The organism is Niabella terrae, assembly GCF_054783135.1.
Map to the genome: position 1 here is coordinate 642,990 of NZ_BAAGRD010000008.1, position 18,089 is coordinate 661,078.

Annotated in this window: 15 protein-coding genes; 10 read left to right on the top strand and 5 right to left on the bottom strand. The window is 49.7% G+C overall.

Annotation, left to right across the window (positions count from 1 at the left end):
• Positions 1–62: 62 nt before the first annotated feature.
• Genes ACYVI9_RS10930 through ACYVI9_RS10940 form a run of 3 tightly spaced genes read left to right on the top strand, consistent with a single transcriptional unit; the run spans position 63 to position 2,437 of the window.
• Complete coding sequence (locus ACYVI9_RS10930; protein WP_460764484.1) at positions 63–1,436, top strand: aldehyde dehydrogenase family protein; 1,374 nt, start codon at positions 63–65, stop codon at positions 1,434–1,436.
• On the top strand, positions 1,436–2,092 hold the full coding sequence (locus ACYVI9_RS10935) for a glutathione peroxidase (protein WP_460764486.1): 657 nt from the start codon (positions 1,436–1,438) through the stop codon (positions 2,090–2,092). Before ACYVI9_RS10930 ends, ACYVI9_RS10935 begins: the two co-directional genes overlap by 1 nt.
• Before the next feature lie 12 nt (positions 2,093–2,104).
• Positions 2,105–2,437, top strand: coding sequence for a DMT family transporter (locus ACYVI9_RS10940; RefSeq protein ID WP_460764488.1), 333 nt, complete (start codon positions 2,105–2,107; stop codon positions 2,435–2,437).
• Positions 2,438–2,453: 16 nt separating this feature from the next.
• Here ACYVI9_RS10940 and ACYVI9_RS10945 read toward each other — a convergent pair whose 3' ends face one another.
• Together ACYVI9_RS10945 and dusB are read right to left on the bottom strand one after the other, a co-directional pair.
• Positions 2,454–4,232, bottom strand: coding sequence for a MutS-related protein (locus ACYVI9_RS10945; RefSeq protein WP_460764490.1), 1,779 nt, complete (start codon positions 4,230–4,232; stop codon positions 2,454–2,456).
• Positions 4,233–4,307: 75 nt separating this feature from the next.
• Positions 4,308–5,351: a tRNA dihydrouridine synthase DusB gene (gene dusB / locus ACYVI9_RS10950; protein ID WP_460764492.1), complete on the bottom strand. Its 1,044-nt coding sequence runs from the start codon at positions 5,349–5,351 to the stop codon at positions 4,308–4,310.
• 153 nt (positions 5,352–5,504) lie between these two features.
• Here dusB and ACYVI9_RS10955 point away from each other — a divergent pair, with 153 nt between their 5' ends.
• Positions 5,505–6,431: a lysostaphin resistance A-like protein gene (locus ACYVI9_RS10955; protein ID WP_460764493.1), complete on the top strand. Its 927-nt coding sequence runs from the start codon at positions 5,505–5,507 to the stop codon at positions 6,429–6,431.
• A complete protein-coding gene (locus ACYVI9_RS10960) occupies positions 6,421–7,299 on the top strand; it encodes a phosphatidate cytidylyltransferase (protein ID WP_460764495.1) in 879 nt (292 codons plus the stop codon). The genes ACYVI9_RS10955 and ACYVI9_RS10960 overlap by 11 nt, the downstream gene beginning before the upstream one ends.
• Before the next feature lie 5 nt (positions 7,300–7,304).
• On the opposite strand, the gene ACYVI9_RS10965 is transcribed toward ACYVI9_RS10960, so the two are convergent.
• Together ACYVI9_RS10965 and zwf are read right to left on the bottom strand one after the other, a co-directional pair.
• Positions 7,305–9,584: a S41 family peptidase gene (locus ACYVI9_RS10965; RefSeq protein WP_460764497.1), complete on the bottom strand. Its 2,280-nt coding sequence runs from the start codon at positions 9,582–9,584 to the stop codon at positions 7,305–7,307.
• Between the two features lie 110 nt (positions 9,585–9,694).
• Positions 9,695–11,221 (bottom strand): glucose-6-phosphate dehydrogenase, encoded by a 1,527-nt coding sequence (gene zwf, locus ACYVI9_RS10970; RefSeq protein WP_460764499.1) that lies wholly within the window; start codon positions 11,219–11,221, stop codon positions 9,695–9,697.
• Between the two features lie 222 nt (positions 11,222–11,443).
• Here zwf and guaB point away from each other — a divergent pair, with 222 nt between their 5' ends.
• From guaB to hisS, 5 genes are all read left to right on the top strand, one after another.
• A complete protein-coding gene (gene guaB / locus ACYVI9_RS10975; protein ID WP_460764501.1) occupies positions 11,444–12,940 on the top strand; it encodes an IMP dehydrogenase in 1,497 nt (498 codons plus the stop codon).
• Between the two features lie 327 nt (positions 12,941–13,267).
• A complete protein-coding gene (locus ACYVI9_RS10980; protein WP_460764503.1) occupies positions 13,268–13,957 on the top strand; it encodes an SGNH/GDSL hydrolase family protein in 690 nt (229 codons plus the stop codon).
• A gap of 14 nt (positions 13,958–13,971) precedes the next feature.
• Positions 13,972–14,919 (top strand): alpha/beta hydrolase fold domain-containing protein, encoded by a 948-nt coding sequence (locus ACYVI9_RS10985; RefSeq protein WP_460764505.1) that lies wholly within the window; start codon positions 13,972–13,974, stop codon positions 14,917–14,919.
• Positions 14,920–15,011: 92 nt separating this feature from the next.
• Positions 15,012–15,470 (top strand): low molecular weight protein-tyrosine-phosphatase, encoded by a 459-nt coding sequence (locus ACYVI9_RS10990; protein WP_460764507.1) that lies wholly within the window; start codon positions 15,012–15,014, stop codon positions 15,468–15,470.
• Positions 15,471–15,504: 34 nt separating this feature from the next.
• Positions 15,505–16,872 (top strand): histidine--tRNA ligase, encoded by a 1,368-nt coding sequence (gene hisS / locus ACYVI9_RS10995; RefSeq protein ID WP_460764509.1) that lies wholly within the window; start codon positions 15,505–15,507, stop codon positions 16,870–16,872.
• A gap of 81 nt (positions 16,873–16,953) precedes the next feature.
• Here the strand turns inward: hisS and ACYVI9_RS11000 are convergent, their stop codons facing one another.
• The gene (locus tag ACYVI9_RS11000) at positions 16,954–18,084 is read right to left on the bottom strand and encodes an AI-2E family transporter (protein WP_460764511.1); all 1,131 of its coding nucleotides are present in this window, start codon (positions 18,082–18,084) and stop codon (positions 16,954–16,956) included.
• Positions 18,085–18,089: the final 5 nt, after the last annotated feature.

Consider the following 18,089-nt stretch of genomic DNA (forward strand, 5'->3'; position numbering starts at 1 on the left):
AGCTTAATCAAAGGAAGGTCTGTTTTACGCAACCGGCTTTCTCGGCGCCAACATTGTCATCCATGAATCAAATCCCCCATCCCGAAGGACTCCGAAAGTATTTTCAGGAGGGAGCTACCCGGTCCCTCGATTTCCGTAAGGCACGGCTGCAGCGGCTGAAAACAGTAATTCTGGAGCAGGAAGCGGCTATTTATACCGCCCTGGAACAGGATTTGAAGAAAAGCCGGGAAGAGGTATGGCTGACAGAAACCGGCGTGGTATTGTCGGAAATTAATTATTTCCTTAAAAATATCAATGCGCTTGCTGAACCGGAAAAAGTAGGCACTGATTTGCTGAACCAGCCAGGACGTAGCTATATTATTCGGGAACCACTGGGTGTGGTGCTGATTATCGCTCCCTGGAATTACCCTTTTCAGTTAGCGCTCCTGCCGTTGGTGGGTGCGATTGCAGCCGGCAACTGTGCAGTGGTCAAACCCAGTGAATTCGCGCCGGAGACGGCATCCCTGATAGCCCGGATCCTGGAGCAGTGTTTTGAGCCCAACCATGTATCAGTGGCCCTGGGTGATGGCACGGCGGTTGTAAAAGACTTAATGTCGCGATTCCGTTTTGATCATATATTTTTCACTGGCGGCGCGGTGGTAGGAAAAATTATTTACCGCCAGGCTGCCGAGCAACTGATTCCGGTTACCCTGGAGCTGGGTGGTAAGAATCCCTGTGTTGTGACAGCGAGTGCCAGACTGCGGCTGACTGCCCGCCGTATTGTACGGGCCAAATTTTCCAATGCAGGACAAATGTGTGTGAATGCGGATTACCTGCTGGTGCACCGGAGTGTAAAAGAGTCATTGCTGGAGGAATTGAAAGCGGCCATTACCGATTTCTATGGTGCGCAACCGGTCAGCAGTTATGATTATGGCCGCATCATCAATCGCAGGCAGTTTGACCGGCTGAAAGGCTATCTGGATCAGGCCCGGATTTTATATGGTGGCGCACATAACGAAAACGAGCTGTATATCGCACCCACGATTATCGATGTTCCGGAACGCACCGATCCGGTAATGCAGGAGGAAATTTTTGGACCCATACTGCCGCTGATTTCTTATGACACGGAAGCGGAAGCGCTGGAAATCATTCGCCGACATCCTGAACCCCTGGCATTTTATATCTTTACCTCCAACAGCAGTGAAGCTGCACATTGGGTGAATCAGGTCCCATCGGGCGGTGCCTGTATCAATGCGGTGGCGGTTCATTACCTGAACCGGCACTTGCCTTTCGGCGGACGTGGTAACAGTGGACTGGGACGCTACCATGGAAAGTATTCCTGGGAAACATTCAGCCATGCCAGGGGCGTGCTAAGGGCGGCTACCTGGCCGGATTTCAGGATGGCGTATCCCTCCTTCAGGGGGCGATTGGGGATATTTAAAAAATTACTGAAATAATGCGACAGATAAAATGGATAATTATTCCATTGATTGCGATTGGGGGCTGGTATCTTTGGAGCAACAGAAATTCAACGCAGATGACTACCAAACAGAAAGTGATCCGGATGGTCTATCCGCTGATGCAGCTGTTCACCGGGAAAAAACAGCTACACCCGGAGGCGGCGACCCCCGCACCGGTATCCTTTTATAGCTTAAAAGCCAGGGCGAATAACGGAACCTTGCTGGATTTCAGTACCCTGCGGAATAAAAAAGTTTTACTGGTCAATACGGCTTCCGAATGCGGATATACCCCTCAGTACAAGGAACTGCAATCCCTGTATGAACGGTACCGGGGAAAACTGGAGATTATCGCTTTTCCAGCCAATGATTTCAAGGAACAGGAAAAAGGAGATGATGCGGCCATTGCCAGTTTCTGTCAGCGAAATTACGGCGTCAGTTTTCCGCTGATGCAAAAATCGGTGGTCCTGGCTTCCCCGGAACAGCAGGAAGTATACCGCTGGCTGACAGACAAAAATGCCAATGGCTGGAATGAACAGGTACCCGAATGGAATTTCTCCAAATACCTGATCAATGAACAGGGCGAATTGACCCATTATTTTGCGCCGGGTGTGTCGCCCTTAAGCCCTGAAATGATTCGGGCAATTAACGAGTAAAAAATATTAGATATGCATTGGTTGATATTAATTGTTGCCGGACTATTTGAAGCGCTTTTTGCCACCTGTCTGGGCCTGGCTCATCAGACAAAAGGTAAAGAATCAACTTACTGGTTGCTGGGATTTCTGGCGGCCCTGACCATCAGTATGATCCTGCTGTATATTGCCACCCAGAAGTTGCCGATCGGTACGGCTTATGCTGTGTGGACGGGAATCGGTGCCGTATCGACGGCGATTATCGGAATTTTGTTATTTAAGGAGCCGGCCGGATTCTGGCGCCTGTTTTTCATCTTTACCCTGATTGCCAGTATCGTGGGACTGAAAGCGGTTTCTCCCGCACATTGAACCGACCGGCACTTGGTCAGATAATACCCATTTTTTTCATCAGGTGGGTAGCACTTAAGGTCGTGCATACGCCGTCATGCAGTTTATAATCAAACTGCAGTTCATCGTTGATAATCCGGGATTCAAAAGCTTTATTGGCGATTACACCAGGATAGGACTGACTGAGTTCGGCCACGACCAGATCATGGGTGGCTATTATGCCATAGCTGTCCAGCGCTGCCAGTTTTTTAATCAGACCAATCGTGCCGTTTCGTTTATCATCGCTGTTGGTGCCGCGCAGAATTTCATCCAGGATGACATACAGGTTCCCCTGTTGCTCGAGTGCCCCGATAATCGCGTGAAGTCGTTTGAGCTCTGCATAGAAAAAAGATTCACTGTCCTGCAGGGAATCGGTGATCCGCATACTCACCCAGACATCAAACGGAAAGCAGGCAAACGCGGTAGCACAAACTACCGAACCGGCCCTGGCCAGGATCAGGTTGGTACCCAGGGTTCGCAGAAAGGTACTTTTACCGCTCATATTGGATCCGGTGAGAATGATAAACTGCTGGTCTTTCAGTGAAAAATCATTACAGACACGCTTGGAAGGATTGACCAGCAAATGTCCCATGCTGGTTGCAACCATACCCCGCTCCGATAGGATCTGAGGCCGACAAAATTCGGGATTATTATAACTGAGGTTGCCGAAACTGGCCAGCGCTTCCATTTTACCGGCCAGCTCCAGCCAGGGCCGCACCTCGGAAGCATGGGTCTGTTTCCATTTTCCCAGCCGATACAGGATATGTACATGGAACAGAAACAATCCGTTAAGGAAAACACTGACCACCAGGTTGACAATCGTCTCCATATAGTTGAACAGGGACGCCAGTTGCCGGATCAGGGCGGCTGCCGACTGGGCGCCGCTTCCCAACTGCTGCTGATAAGCCTGTAAGAGCCGGGATTGAAAATCTTCCTTTTCAATCCGGTTCAACTGATAATGATAATTGTTTAAAATTTTATTGACCGAGGAGGAAAAGGACAATTCCGCGGTGATTTTCCGGCCAAAGGAAAAAGCGACCACCAGATTCAACACAAACAGCAGATAAAACAAATGCAACAATCTGTCCTGGGCGGTTAAGAAATATCCCGTCAGGGTCAGCAGGGTAGCCGCAGGAAATAAAAGCAGGAGACGGTATTGCCAGCCGCTGATCAGTTTTTTATCGGTGTCCAGCCAATGGAGCAGCCGGTCCAGATCCGTCGCTTCCTGATCGTGCAGCTGACCATAGACATACAGGTCCTGGCGGAAATCAATTTTTGCCGCCAGCTCCTGAATGGCTTCCTGCCTGTCACCAATAGCGGAGGTATCCGGATCCAGCAGGTCCGCCGCCAGGGCCTGTTCCCCGAAGCGGGTACTGCAGCGGTTCAGATAACTGTATAACCCACCCGGACCGAATAAATCCAGGTCCCATGAATAAGGATGTTGCGGATCTTCATAATTCAGGCCCTCAGGATACTGCCATTCGTGGTAAATTAAAAACCGGTATTCCGTGTCGTTGGTGGCAGCCAGGAGCTGGTTGAATTTTTGCTGCTGACGCAAATGGTCATAAAAACGGATCAGGTAAAAGAAAGCCGCCAGACTGGCGCCGGCTACCAGCAGCGTCCAGGGTTCCTGATTTTGGGTGAAACCGAATACCAGGACCAGAAAAGTCAGGAAGGCCAGCAACCGCAGTAAACTCAGACGTCTGAGCCGATTCTTTAGCGCAACTGCCTTTGTCGAATAACTGCGGGCACGCGAATGATAGAGGCCGGGATCCATATGGGGTAAAAGTAAAGAAGATCGGTCAATCGCCGCCAGGAATCTGTAGCGGGTGGCCGATCCTGATGCGGTGGATTAATTTACCGGACATTTCTCGTGATAGTTCACCAGTTCAATAGGTGCAGCTGCGATTTCATAACCCGCATAACGGACGATGATTTCCTGGAGTACCGCGTCGATTTCTGCGGGATCGGTCAGGGTCACCAGGCGGCTGCGGAACTCTTTGATATTGGGAAGCCCTTTCAGGTAATTGGCGTAATGGCGGCGCATTTCGTTAATACCCACAATGGGTCCCTTCCATTCGAGGCTTTTCTCGAGGTGCTGGCGCACCACCTGTACCCGCTCTAAAACCGTAGGCGGTGGTGGCAGGGTGCCGGTTTGAATATAATGTTTGATTTCTCTGAAAATCCATGGATAGCCAATTGCTGCCCGGCCGATCATGACCCCGTCCACGCCGTAACGATTCTGGTATTCCAGGGCTTTTTGCGGACTGTCAATGTCCCCGTTACCAAATATGGGAATATGAATGCGGGGGTTGTTTTTGACTTTGCCTATCAGTGTCCAGTCGGCTTCGCCCTTATACATCTGACAGCGGGTTCGGCCATGTATGGCAAGTGCCTGAATACCGGTATCCTGTAATCTTTCAGCCACTTCTTCGATATTCAGCATGCTGTCATCCCATCCCAGGCGGGTTTTTACAGTAACCGGCAGGCTGGTACTTTTTACCACGGCGGCCGTCAGGCGGACCATCAGGTCTACATCTTTCAGGACGCCGGCACCGGCGCCTTTCAGCGCCACTTTTTTTACAGGACAGCCAAAATTGATGTCCAGCAGATCCGGTTGGGTAACATCTACGATTCCTGCGGCCAATGCCAGGCTTTCTTCGTCTCCTCCGAAAATCTGAATGCCTACCGGGCGTTCATATTCAAAGATGTCCAATTTACGGCGGCTCTTGATCGCATCACGGATCAACCCTTCACTGCTGATAAATTCCGTATACATCAGGTCTGCGCCATTCTCTTTACAGACGGCACGGAAAGGAGGATCACTGACATCCTCCATGGGCGCCAGCAGGAGGGGGAAATCCGGTAATATTATCTTGTTGCCAATCTGGACCATGGATCAATACGGTATTGCTTTTGAAGCAATAATTTTTTTGTTTGTATTTTCAGTAGCTGTAGGGCACCCTTCAGGGTAACAAAACAGGGTACATGAAAAGTTTTGCCTTATTTTTGAGCCTGCAAAAATACACACTTATTATTAAATGAGCATATGGTAAGACTGAGTGATAAGGGAACCTCTTATACGGGTGGATTTTTTATGCTGATTGCTTTTGGAGTGGGCGGCGCCTTTCTGGGCAGCCTGATCGCGATTCCCCTGGTCTCGCTGATGAGCGGCAAAAGTCTGCTGTTTATCGCCAAGAACCTGAATACCCTGATCGGCAATCCGGAATATTTGCGGGAAATGCAGGTGCTGCAGTCTATTTCCGCGGTTTTTACCTTTCTGATTCCCACATTGGTCGTTGCTTACCTACTGAGTCACAAGCCTTTGCAGCTGAGTGGCCTGAAGGGAGAGATTCTGGGCCGTCAATGGATACTTTGTGTTTTTATTATCGCCGGCGGTCTGGCATTGAGCAGCGCGCTGGGCTATTTTACTTATAAATTGCCTTTCCCGGTCAACTGGCGCATTCTTTTTGACCGGTTGGAAGACAATTATGCCCAGGCAGCTTCCGGCATTATCAGCCTGGATTCTGTTGGCGAACTGATCCTCTCCATAGGCGTACTGGCAGCAATTCCGGCCATATGCGAAGAGCTGTTTTTCCGGGCGGGCCTGCAAAACTATCTATACCGGGGGACCGGCAGGCTCTGGTTCAGCGTAATTGTGGTCAGTATCATTTTCAGCGCGGTCCATTTTTCGGTGTACGGGTTTTTATCCAGAGTGGCCCTCGGAGTAGTGCTGGGACTCCTGTATCAATACAGCGGACGGATCTGGCTGAGTATTCTGGCTCATTTTATCAACAATGCGGCAGCGGTGGTCCTGATGTATGTGCAGCGGAGCTCCGGTAAACCGATGCAGGATATTTTAAACGACCGGGATGGCAGCTATCTGGGCTTCCTGGCCATTCCCATCATCATACTGCTGTTTATCCAATACCGGAAGCAAAGCAGTGCCGCAACAACGCTGACCGATGGCATTTAACTGGAAAACTTTCTGGACCCGGGCCTATACAGCACTTATTTTTGTCGCTGTCATGGCTGCAGGCTTTCTCTGGAATGCCTGGACTTTCTTTGGATTGATCAGCCTGATACATTTCGGGTGCTGGTATGAGTATATCCGGCTTACCAACAAAACATTTGCTACCCGCCTGCACCCCTGGGCCGGCATCGGTATCGCCTTATTGGGCTTTCATATCCTATTACTTTTTAATTCGATGAACTGGCAGGGCTATCAGATAAGTGGTAGTTTTACTTTGCCATTTCTGGTGGCTGGTCTGGTACTGTTTCTTATGGGGATTTTCAAGCAGGGGAACCTGCTGCTGCCGGCACTGATCCAATACGGTGCTGGTCTGCTATATATTTCGCTGAGTCTCGGACTCTTGCTGGATCTTCGTTTGAGTGATCTGGATATCATCCGTGAGGGAGATACTTTATGGGGCCGGAGCGGAGGATTTTATATTCCCGTCATTTTAATACTGGCCATCTGGGTTAATGACACCATGGCCTATCTGGTCGGTTCTGCCATTGGGAAAACCCCTTTCAGTAAGATCTCCCCCAAAAAAACCCTGGAGGGAACGCTGGGCGGCATGCTGCTTTGTGTGGTGGCGATCGTTTTCGGGCTGCAGTCATTATTTCATTGGCAACTGCTGTTGGGTATCTCCCTGCTGGCGGCCGGACTGGGTACCCTGGGCGATTTGCTGGAATCCTGGCTAAAACGCCGTGCAGGTGTTAAAGACAGTGGCCGCATCCTACCCGGGCACGGTGGTTTCTTAGACCGTTTTGATTCCCTGCTGATCGCCATACCGGCCGTGTGGCTCCTGTTGAATATCTATTTTCAATTTACTGCCTGATCCTGCTAGCGTGTCGCTTTGTAAACAAGTTCCAGCGCTTTTTCGTAAAACTCATCCCGTCCTTCCCGTACCCCATCGATGGTCCGTTCCAGGGGGAGGTCCGGCAGGATACCGATTAAGTGATGCCGGCTCCCATCATGATTTTTTACCAACATCCCGGTCCAGGATATTCGGTAGCCGCCGGGTAAGTTGAAGGGGTTGATATTGCCGTTGGTACCCGCAGTCGGTTGTCCAATAATGGTTGCCAGTTGAAAATCTTTGATGAAACCCATAAAGCTCTCAGCATAGCTGATGGCCCGTCCATCAGTGATAAAGACGATTTTCCCCTTGAAATGGGGCCGTAGCGGGTGCATATTCCAGCCACCTTCTCTGTATTCGATATGCTGCTGATTGGGCCAGGCGGTTTTAGGAACAAACATCCATTTGGTATCTTCGGTCGATTTGAGCAGGTAATTGATAAGGATATGGTTGCCGTTTGGATAGCCTCTCAGATCACAGATAATACCTTTGGCCCTGGACAACTGTTTCTTCCATTTTTGGATGGTATCTCCCGATAGGCTGTTGAGGTCTAAGTAGTAAATTCCTTTTGAGACCTGTCCGCTGGTGCGCCGAAGCTGGTTGATCGCCTTATAATACTGCTGCAAATTCAGGCTGCGGTCCAACCGGACTTTAAAACGGTGTCCCTGGCGCAACAGCATTAATTCGGTAGTGCTACCAGGTGCACCTGTCACGAGATCCTGCATCGCGCGGTAGGATTTCCATTGCGGCGAACCGGAAATATCCCTTGTAATTCGCTTAAAGAGATCCAGGGCCGCCGTACCGTCGAAGCTTTCAATGATATCTCCCGGCTTTATCAGTTGTACATTGCTGTCCAGTACCGCGTCTACGACAATTTTGCCTTCCACAAAGGCCGTTTGTAATGGTAGTGCGTAACTATGGGATACATCCCCCGCCAGGTTAACGAAAATATGACCGTCATTTAAAGGGGCAGTCATCTCCAGGAGGGTCTTACGAAAATCCATCGGCGTTTTATCCGTCAGGGCTTTAGACAATGCCTCCTTCAGGATTTCATCCGGGTTTTTGGATGCGTCCTGCCAATAGGGAAAAAAATGCTTAAAAATATTCCATGCGATGACCACATCACCCAGTCTCAAAGCGGCACTGTCAGCAGTTCGGTGCTGGTCAAAGTAGGCTGCCATGGCTGATTTCAATACTGACAGTATTGCGGTGTCCCCGACCGGATAGGTATGGTCCCGATTGCCGTAGAGAACCAGGGGGAGACAAACCTTAATTTTTTCAGAAATCCTTTCCTGGATCAGGTCGGAGGGTCGGGGCGCTGATTGGTATTCAAAAGAGCGGACAATATTTTTGGCAGCGGCTTCTGGGAGGGTATTGCTCAGGCGCAGGACATGGTTGGCCGCTTCCTCCATAATCTGAAATTCGTAGCCCTTTAGTGGGCCGGCGTACCATTGACCGGGATGTCCTTCTGCATCAACGGATTCAAAATCGCTATTTTCTAACGGTATGGGTACCCAGGGGTCCTGGGAGGAGGATCTGGAATAAAGTGCAATATCGTCAGCCCAGATCGTGCCGGATCCAATCAGCCCGCCACCGAAGAAAACAGCCTCCGCCTGTTCATCCACCTTGCCGGTAAATGAATAAGTCTGCCATTCTGTACTGGTAACCAGTCGGTCAGACATATTGTAAAAAAAACCATGGGCCTGACCTGGCAGATCAACTCGAAGCCAGAAATGACCGCCGCTGCCCGTCGATACATCCGCTTTCATTCTTCCTGTCAGTTTTATTTCTTTGCCCCGTAAGCTGTCGGCCTTTAAGGATCTGGTAAACGGAGCGTAGCGATGCGCCCGGCTTTCCGGTTCGGGTCTCGGCCGGTTCAATCGCAGGCTGCTGTAAGTTGATTTGGCGCTAATGCCAACGCCGCTATGCAGCCAGAAAATTTCCTGATAACCGGATGTGTCTGTGGGCGTGATTTTTGAAAGCTCCAACCGGGGAGCTGTACCGATTTCTATCAGCGGGGCTACCGGTTTAAAAAGCCGCATTAATGTAGTGGTAAGTGCGGTCTCATCCGGGGCATCCAGCACTGCGCCGGCACCATAGACTGCCAATTGATCCCAATTGATGGACGCTGCTTCGTCAGAAGGGTGGAAGTAACGTACATAACCATATAATCGGGCAAATGCTTCCAGGTTTTTTAACTGAGCAGCCGATTGGCCAAAGGAACTATGCGTGAATAATAGTAGCAGCAGGCAATGCAGGATTTTCATAAAGCTGTTTTTGATGGCAGCTTTAAATGTACGAATCTGTGCCTGGTCGAAATGTTAAAATCAACTATACCCGGGTGGCTTGACAGGAATCAATATAATCCGGGATGGTATTAGTCCTTATCCTTACGATCCGGCGGCAAGGTGATCCAGTTGCGGCCATCCCTTGCGATCAGGGCTTCTGCATCTTCAGGTCCCCAGCTGCCGGGCGCATAATTGGGAAAATCTACCGGTGGTCGGTTCTCCCAGGCATCCAGAATGGGTTCGATAACTTCCCAGGCAATTTCCACCTGGTCATCCCGCATGTATTGCGTGGGATTACCCATCATGGCATCCAGAAGCAGCGTCTCGTAGGCTTCTGGCTGTGGCGCATCATAACTGTCATTATAGTTGAAGACCATGTTGACCGGATTCAAAGACATGGTTTGTCCCGGGCGTTTGGCCTGAAAGCGCAGTCGGATGTCCATTTCCGGCTGGATGCTGATGGTCAGGCGGTTGGCCCGCCAAGTCTCGGTAGCTTCGGGCGGAAAAGCATATTTAGGTGCTTCCTTAAACTGGATGGCGATAAAAGTGGTTTTCTCCTTAAGGTATTTACCGGTTCGCACATAAAAGGGAACCCCCTGCCAGCGCCAGTTGTCTATATAAAATTTTACGGCGGCGAAAGTTTCCACTGAGGAAACCGGATCGACACCTTTTTCCTCCCGGTAGGATTTTACCTTCGAACCTTCCATCCATCCGGAAGCATATTGTCCGCGGACGGCATACCGCTGCACTTCTTCTTTCTTGATCCGGCGGATGGCATTCAGTACATCGGATTTTTTATTTCGGATTTCATCGGCTTCAAAAGATACCGGTGCCTCCATGGCGACCATACAGATCAGTTGCAGGATATGATTTTGTACCATGTCTCTCAGGGCGCCGGATTGTTCGTAATAACCGCCCCGGTCTTCCACGCCAACAGTTTCAGCTGCAGTAATCTGCACATGATCAATATAATTACGGTTCCAGATGGGTTCAAACAATGCATTGGCAAAACGCAGGGCCAGGATATTCTGGACCGTCTCCTTTCCCAAATAGTGATCAATACGATAAATCTGATTCTCGTCAAAAAGATCTGCCAGCTGACTGTTCAGCTGTTCCGCACTTTTCAGATCATGGCCGAATGGCTTTTCGACAATGATCCGCATGGTATGTTTTTCCTTACCCAATTCGAGGCCGTGGAGGTTGGTGGCGATTTCAGGCACCAGCTGTGGTGCAACGGCCAGATAAAAAATAACATGCGCTTCCACACCCCATTCGGCTTCCAGAGTCTGAATGACTTTCTTTAAGGGTTCGTAAGATGCGGGCTTGTCAACATCCATTCGCTGGTAGCTGACATGTTCGGAGAAGCTTTCCCAACTTCCGGGCGGATTTTCCCGTCGGCGGGAGAATTCTTCGATGCCTTTATAAAGATGATTTCTGAAGTTCTCATTGCTGTAATCAGTACGGCCCAGACCAACAATCGCAAATTTTTCGGGCATAAACCCGTCTATACACAAGTTAAAAAGGGCCGGTGTTAATTTGCGTTGGTTCAGATCTCCACTTCCTCCGAATATAAACAGTATGGTTGCTTTGGGCTTTCTGTTATTGTTTTTATGCATACAATATTTTAAACTGATTGCTGCAAAAGTAACTTTCAGCGTCCATATTTAAAAATCGGAAGCGACGGAGGCGGGCGTGCCCTTCGTCCGGATCAGAACTGAAGCCGTTTGTAAAACAGAAAAACCCGGATGATTGCCTGATACACCGTGTTTTGCAACGCCTGTCTGCATCGATGACTAACAAAAATTTTCTCAGACATTGGCATTCCCTTAATTTTGCACATGGCAACAAGAAATAAGTCTGCAGCAACTGCAAAATCCCCGAAAATCTCTCTGGAAGGCCTGACCTTCGATGACGTACTCCTGGTTCCCGCATACAGCCAGGTATTACCCCGTGATGTAGATATCCGCACCCGGCTCACCAAAGATATTAGTTTGAACACGCCTATTTTATCGGCCGCTATGGATACGGTAACAGAGGCAGAGCTGGCAACAGCCATCGCCCGTGAAGGCGGCCTGGGTATATTACATAAGAATATGAATATTGAACAGCAGGCGCTCCAGGTGCGTAAAGTAAAAAGGAGTGAAGCTGGTTTGATTCTGGATCCCATCACTTTACTGGAAGACGCTACCATCGGTGATGCAGTACGATTGATGCAGGAAAATAGAATCGGCGGGATCCCGATTGTCGATAAGAACGGAAAACTGAAAGGCATCCTTACGAACCGGGATTTGCGGTTCGAAGATAATTATAAAAGAAAAGTCACCGAATTGATGACCAGTGAACAACTGGTAAGCGCGCCGGAAGGTACCAACCTTAAAAAAGCAGAATCCATTCTGAGAAAGTATAAGATTGAAAAGTTGCCGGTGGTGGACCGACAGGGCCGGCTGGTAGGGTTGATTACTTACCGTGATATACTACAGGCCACCAGTTTTCCCAATGCGATTAAAGATTCTTTTGGCCGCCTGCTGGTAGGTGCCGGTGTCGGTATTACCGCCGATGTACTGGACCGGATCAGTGCCCTGGAAACTGCAGGTGTGGATGTGTTGGTACTCGACAGTGCTCATGGTCATACCCGCGGTGTCATCGAAACATTGAAAAAAGTAAAGAAGAATTTCAAAAAAATAAATGTGGTTGCGGGCAATGTGGGTACCGCTGCCGGCGCTTTGGCCCTGGCACAGGCGGGTGCTGACGCCGTAAAAGTTGGTATCGGTCCGGGTTCTATCTGTACCACCCGGGTCGTGGCAGGTTCGGGCATGCCACAGCTCACCGCAATTCTGGAAGCCGCTTCAGTGCTGGGTCCCAAAGGGATACCCATAATTGCGGACGGGGGTATCCGCTATACCGGTGATATGGTCAAGGCCCTTGCGGCAGGAGCTGATTGTGTGATGATGGGCAGCGTCTTTGCAGGCACGGAAGAAAGCCCTGGTGAGACCATTATCTTCGAAGGCCGGAAGTTCAAATCCTATCGGGGCATGGGCTCTCTGGGTGCAATGGCGACCGGCAGTAGTGACCGCTATTTTCAGGATCCGGAGGATGATGTGAAGAAATTTGTCCCTGAGGGCATAGAAGGCCGTGTGGCTTACAAAGGTTCCCTGAAAGAAGTGATTTATCAATATGTGGGCGGCCTCAGAGCCGGTATGGGATATTGTGGAGCGGAAAGTATTGCCGATCTGAAGCTTGCCAAATTTGTCAAGATTACCAATGCAGGCATGACGGAAAGCCACCCCCACGATGTTATCGTAACCCGGGAAGCGCCCAACTACAGCAGACGATAATCTCCGGGCACTTCAGCCCCGATATAGCTAAACCCTTTCGCCGGAGACGAAAGGGTTTATTTTTTTTGGGTCTATTTTTAGACCTTAAAGCGAAGGGGTGGTTATAAGGCTGTCGGACCCGAAATCCCAAAGGATTTTAGGGTGCTCAGCTGCTTGGATTTCCGCGGATTCCTAGTGTTTTTCAGGGTATGGTTTAAAAAAATATTAAAAAATGGCAGGTAATTAATAGTTTTAACGGTAAGAGGGGCCATATCTTTTCCGGCCGGTTTTATGCAATGATGCTGCCGGGTTTCCTTCTGAACCTTAAATAATTAAAACAATAAGACTATGATTGCAAGAATGAAAATCTTTCTGTTAGCTGCCGGCCTGCTGACCCTGCTGAATGGCAATGCCCAGCAGAAAGACGATTGGGCTAACTTTTCCAAATACAGCGAAGCTAATAAGTCGGTACGTCCCGGTTCTGTCGTATTTATGGGTAATTCCATCACCGAAGGTTGGGCAGGGAAGCGCTCCGAATTCTTTTCAGCGCATCAGTATACCGGCAGGGGAATCAGTGGCCAGACGAGTTCCCAGATGCTGGTCCGCTTTCGTCGGGATGTTATCGACCTGCAACCCCGTGCAGTGGTGATTCTGGCCGGTACCAATGATATTGCACAGAATACAGGCTATATCTCCCTGGAAAATATCCTGGGGAATATCAAATCGATGACAGATCTGGCCCAGGCGCATAAAATCAGGGTCATCCTCTGTTCGGTGCTGCCTGCCTATCGATTCGGTTGGCGTCCATCGCTGGAGCCGGCCCAGGATATCATCAGGCTGAATGAAATGATCCGGACTTTCGCCCAATCCCGTAAAATCCCCTATGTAGATTATCACAGTGCTTTAAAAGACGAGCGGAACGGGCTACCTGAAAAATATGCGAAAGATGGCGTGCACCCCACTGATGAAGGCTACGCCCTGATGGAGCAGCTGGTGCAACCTGTGATAGCTAAAACCCTGAAAAAGCGGAAACCTTGATTAAAATATTGTAAATGCCCTATATCAGAATCTGTCTTTTATTTACCTGGCTTTTTACCGGAACGCTGGCTTTCAGTCAGGAATCCCTGCGGGCTTATACCGATATTACGTATAAGACGACCCCTGCAGGCAAGGACCTGAAACTGGATATTTTTCTACCGAAAACCACCGGCCCATTCCCGGTGATGATGGTTATACACGGGGGTGCCTGGGTGTTTGGTAATAAATCGCTGGATTCCATGTACCTGATGCGACAACTTCGCCAGGGGCTGCTGGACAGTGGCATTGCAGTGGTGAGCATCAATTACTCTCTGGTCAGTGATTCGGTACATTTTCCCCGTCCTATAGAAGATTGCAAGGACGCCATCCGGTGGTTATTCAGCCAGGCAGCTACCTATCAGTTGGATACTACCCGTTTCGGTCTCTGGGGCGGGTCGGCGGGCGCCCACCTGGCCCTGCTGGCAGGCTATACCGCAAGTGATCGATGGCCGGGGACCCCGGAACTGGCAGGACAACCAACAAGGATCAATTATGTCGTGGATTATTTCGGGCCTACGGACCTGAATAAGCTGCTCCGGACCCGGGCGGGCTTCCTGACGGAATTTATTACAGGACTGATCTCCAGTAAATTATTGCCGCTCCGGAAGCGGCTGATTAAAGGGCTTACAGGTTATGCGTTGAACACCGATAAAGCAGCCGTCCTGGCAGCCTGTACGGAATTTTCACCGCTGGAATATACAGGCCGTCATGCTGTCCCCACATTGATTTTTCACGGTACCAAGGATTGGGTTGTGCCGATGAATCAAACCCGGCGACTGCGTCGGCAGTTGCGCCTTCACAAGGTGGAGCATGGTTTTATCAAAGTTAAAAAAGGCGACCATGGTTTCAATAATATTGCCGAAATCCGGCTGTATCAGCTGGTAGCGCAGACCATTGATTTCGTTATGGCCCACAGCCGGTAACGCGTATTAACATGAAGTTGATGCCCGCTGGCTTTCCGAGGAAAAGGGCAAATAAGCGGAGTAACTTATCTTTGCGCCCTAAAATCTGGACAGTGAAGAGAATTTTAATGGTTTGTCTGGGCAATATCTGCCGAAGTCCGCTGGCGGAAGCCATCCTGCAGGATAAAGCTGATCAGGCGGGTCTGGACTGGGAAATTGACAGCGCCGGCACCAATGGTTATCATAATGGTGAAGCCCCGCACAGGTTATCCCAAAAAGTAGCTTTGCAACACGGACTCGATATCAGTCACCAGCGATCCCGGAAAATCCAACCGGCAGACCTGGCCTATTATGATAAGATTTATGCCATGGCCCCGGATGTGATCGATGAGATTCAATGGCTTGCCGGTGATAAATTTGACGGTTCAAAAGTCGACCTGCTGCTCAATGAACTGCACCCGGGCCGGAATCTGGAAGTACCGGATCCCTGGTACGGACCTGAGCCGGGTTATCATGAAGTTTATGAACTGATCGATAAGGCGACAGATGCTATTATCAAGAAATACAAGTGAATACTGGCGCATCCAGCTACTATAATATTTTATAATGAAACCATCGATACCACAGGGAACCAGGGATTTTGACGCTATTACGGTCCGCAAAAGACAATACATCCTCCAGACGATCCGGGAAGTTTTTGAACTGCATGGTTACCAGCCCCTGGAAACCCCGGCCATGGAAAACCTGGATACCCTGATGGGCAAATACGGGGAAGAGGGTGACCGGCTGATATTCAAGATCCTCAATAACGGTCTGGGGGACCCGAAGAATGCGGCCAAGGCCAGCGAAGCATTCGAGAAAGTACTGCAGGGCAAAAATGACCGGAACCTGACCGAACGGGCCCTGCGCTACGACCTGACCATTCCCTTCGCCCGATATGTGGCGATGCATCACCAGCAGTTACCGATGCCGTTTAAACGTTATCAGATGCAGCCCGTCTGGCGTGCCGACCGGCCGCAGAAGGGTCGCTATCGGGAGTTCTATCAATGCGATGCAGATGTGGTGGGTAGTACCTCCCTGTTCAATGAATTGGAACTGGCCGGTATTTACAGCCAGGTATTTAACCGCCTGAAAATCCCGGTTGAAATCCGGATTAACAATCGCAAAATCCTGGCTGCACTGGCTGATGTCTGCGGTGGCGCTGATCAGTTGACCGATATTACTATTGCGATTGACAAACTGGACAAAATCGGACTGGATCGGGTGATGGAAGAACTCCGTAACCGCGGATTACAGGAAAGCCAGGTGGCGCCAATTGCCCGTTTCCTTGGGATCGAAGGGAATGCTGCCGAGAAGCTTACGCAACTGGATCAGCTATTGGGAAACCATATATTGGGCGCAGCCGGTATCGCAGAATTACGTTACCTGGCGGATCATTTTGATACGACCGGATCCGGGGCCAGTTCCCTGTTGATAGACCCTACGCTGGCCCGTGGTCTTAATTATTATACGGGAACGATCTTCGAAATCAAGGCACTCGGTGTCCAGATGGGAAGTATTGGCGGTGGTGGCCGTTACGATGATCTTACCGGACTCTTCGGCGTACCCAAGGTTCCCGGTGTTGGTATTTCCTTTGGGGTAGACCGGATCTATGATGTGCTGGAAGAATTGGAATTGTTTCCTGATGCCGTACAGAGCGGCACAAAAGTTTTGTTTTTTAACCTTGGTGAAAATGAATCACTTAAGGCGCTTGAACTGGCTGCCCGATTGCGGGCCCGGGCTGTTCCTGCAGAACTCTTTCCTGACGCGGTAAAATTCGACAAACAGTTCAAGTATGCGGACAGGAAGGGCATACCCTTTGTTGCCATTCTGGGCAGTCAGGAACTGGCTACCGGTATCGTGACGATTAAAGAACTGGCTACCGGAAAGCAGCATGCTGTAGCCTTTGAAGAATTGGCGGGTTTTTCGTTTTAAGCAGCCGACAGGCAGGGACCTTTCCGCAGTCCGATCTTTGGGTACCTTCATCGTAGTTGCCCGAGAAGGCATAACGACTGTTTAAGAATTCAGGTCCGGTGGTTCCTTCTCAGTGATGGAGGTTTTGTTTTCTTCAGGCTCTATTTCCACCGTAACATTTTTATCAGAAGCTATTTGTACTTCTGTTGCTGTTGCCGGTCCGAATTCGGTGCGGTATACTTTTAGCAGGATCAGAAAATAGCTCATTAGCAGCGGTCCAAATATCAGGCCCATCACACCGAAAAGATTCAAACCTACGATGACACCAAATACGGTTATAAGGGGAGGCACATTACCCAGCCTTTTCAGGATCGTAAAACGAAGGATATTATCCGTGCCTCCCACGACGACCAGACTATAAAGGGCCAGGATGATACCATAAGTGACATTGTCGGTAGCCAGCTGAATCACTACGATCGGCACCCAGACCAGCATGGTGCCAATTACAGGCACGATAGTAGCGGCACCAGTGATCAGGCCCCATAGCAGCGGGTTGTTGACGCCAAATATCCAGTAGCCCAATGCCGCTACCAGGCCCTGACATAGCCCCAGGATCGGAATTCCAAGCGCATTGGATTTCACCATCATTTTGGTCTCTTCCCAGATATTTTGTTTGTTCCGGCTGCTGAAAGGCATGTAGAGACTGGCCTTTTTTTCCAGACCCTCATAGGTTACCTGCATGAAATACAAAATAAACAGGGCGGTAGCCAGGTTGGCGAAAACGCTGCTGACCGAGTTCAGTATTTTGGGTAGAATGCTGGTTAGTTTGGATGCGTAGCCTGCAATCGCCTGCTCGGAAAGGTTTATATTCCTTAGCATGGGTTTGGAAGCCAGAAATGTCTTAACCGCATTGAATTTGTCGGTAATCATTTCCTTATTGGATACCACGCTGTTGATCTGGGGCACCAGTATTTTGACCAGCAACCAGATCGGCAGGGCAATGGCGGCCAACGAAATAAGGATGAAAAACATACTGGCAAGCGAACGCTTCCAGCCCCTTTTTTCGACCAGATAGATATATTTATTGCGGTAGAGTACGTAGAGCGTCACTGCGCCGAGCGCACCAGGTATAAAAAAGGTAAGGTTAACTACCAGTACATATCCAATAATCAGAATCAGCGCAATAATAAAAAGCTGCCGCAGCACATCAGCATCAATTTGTCGTATTTTCATAAAAA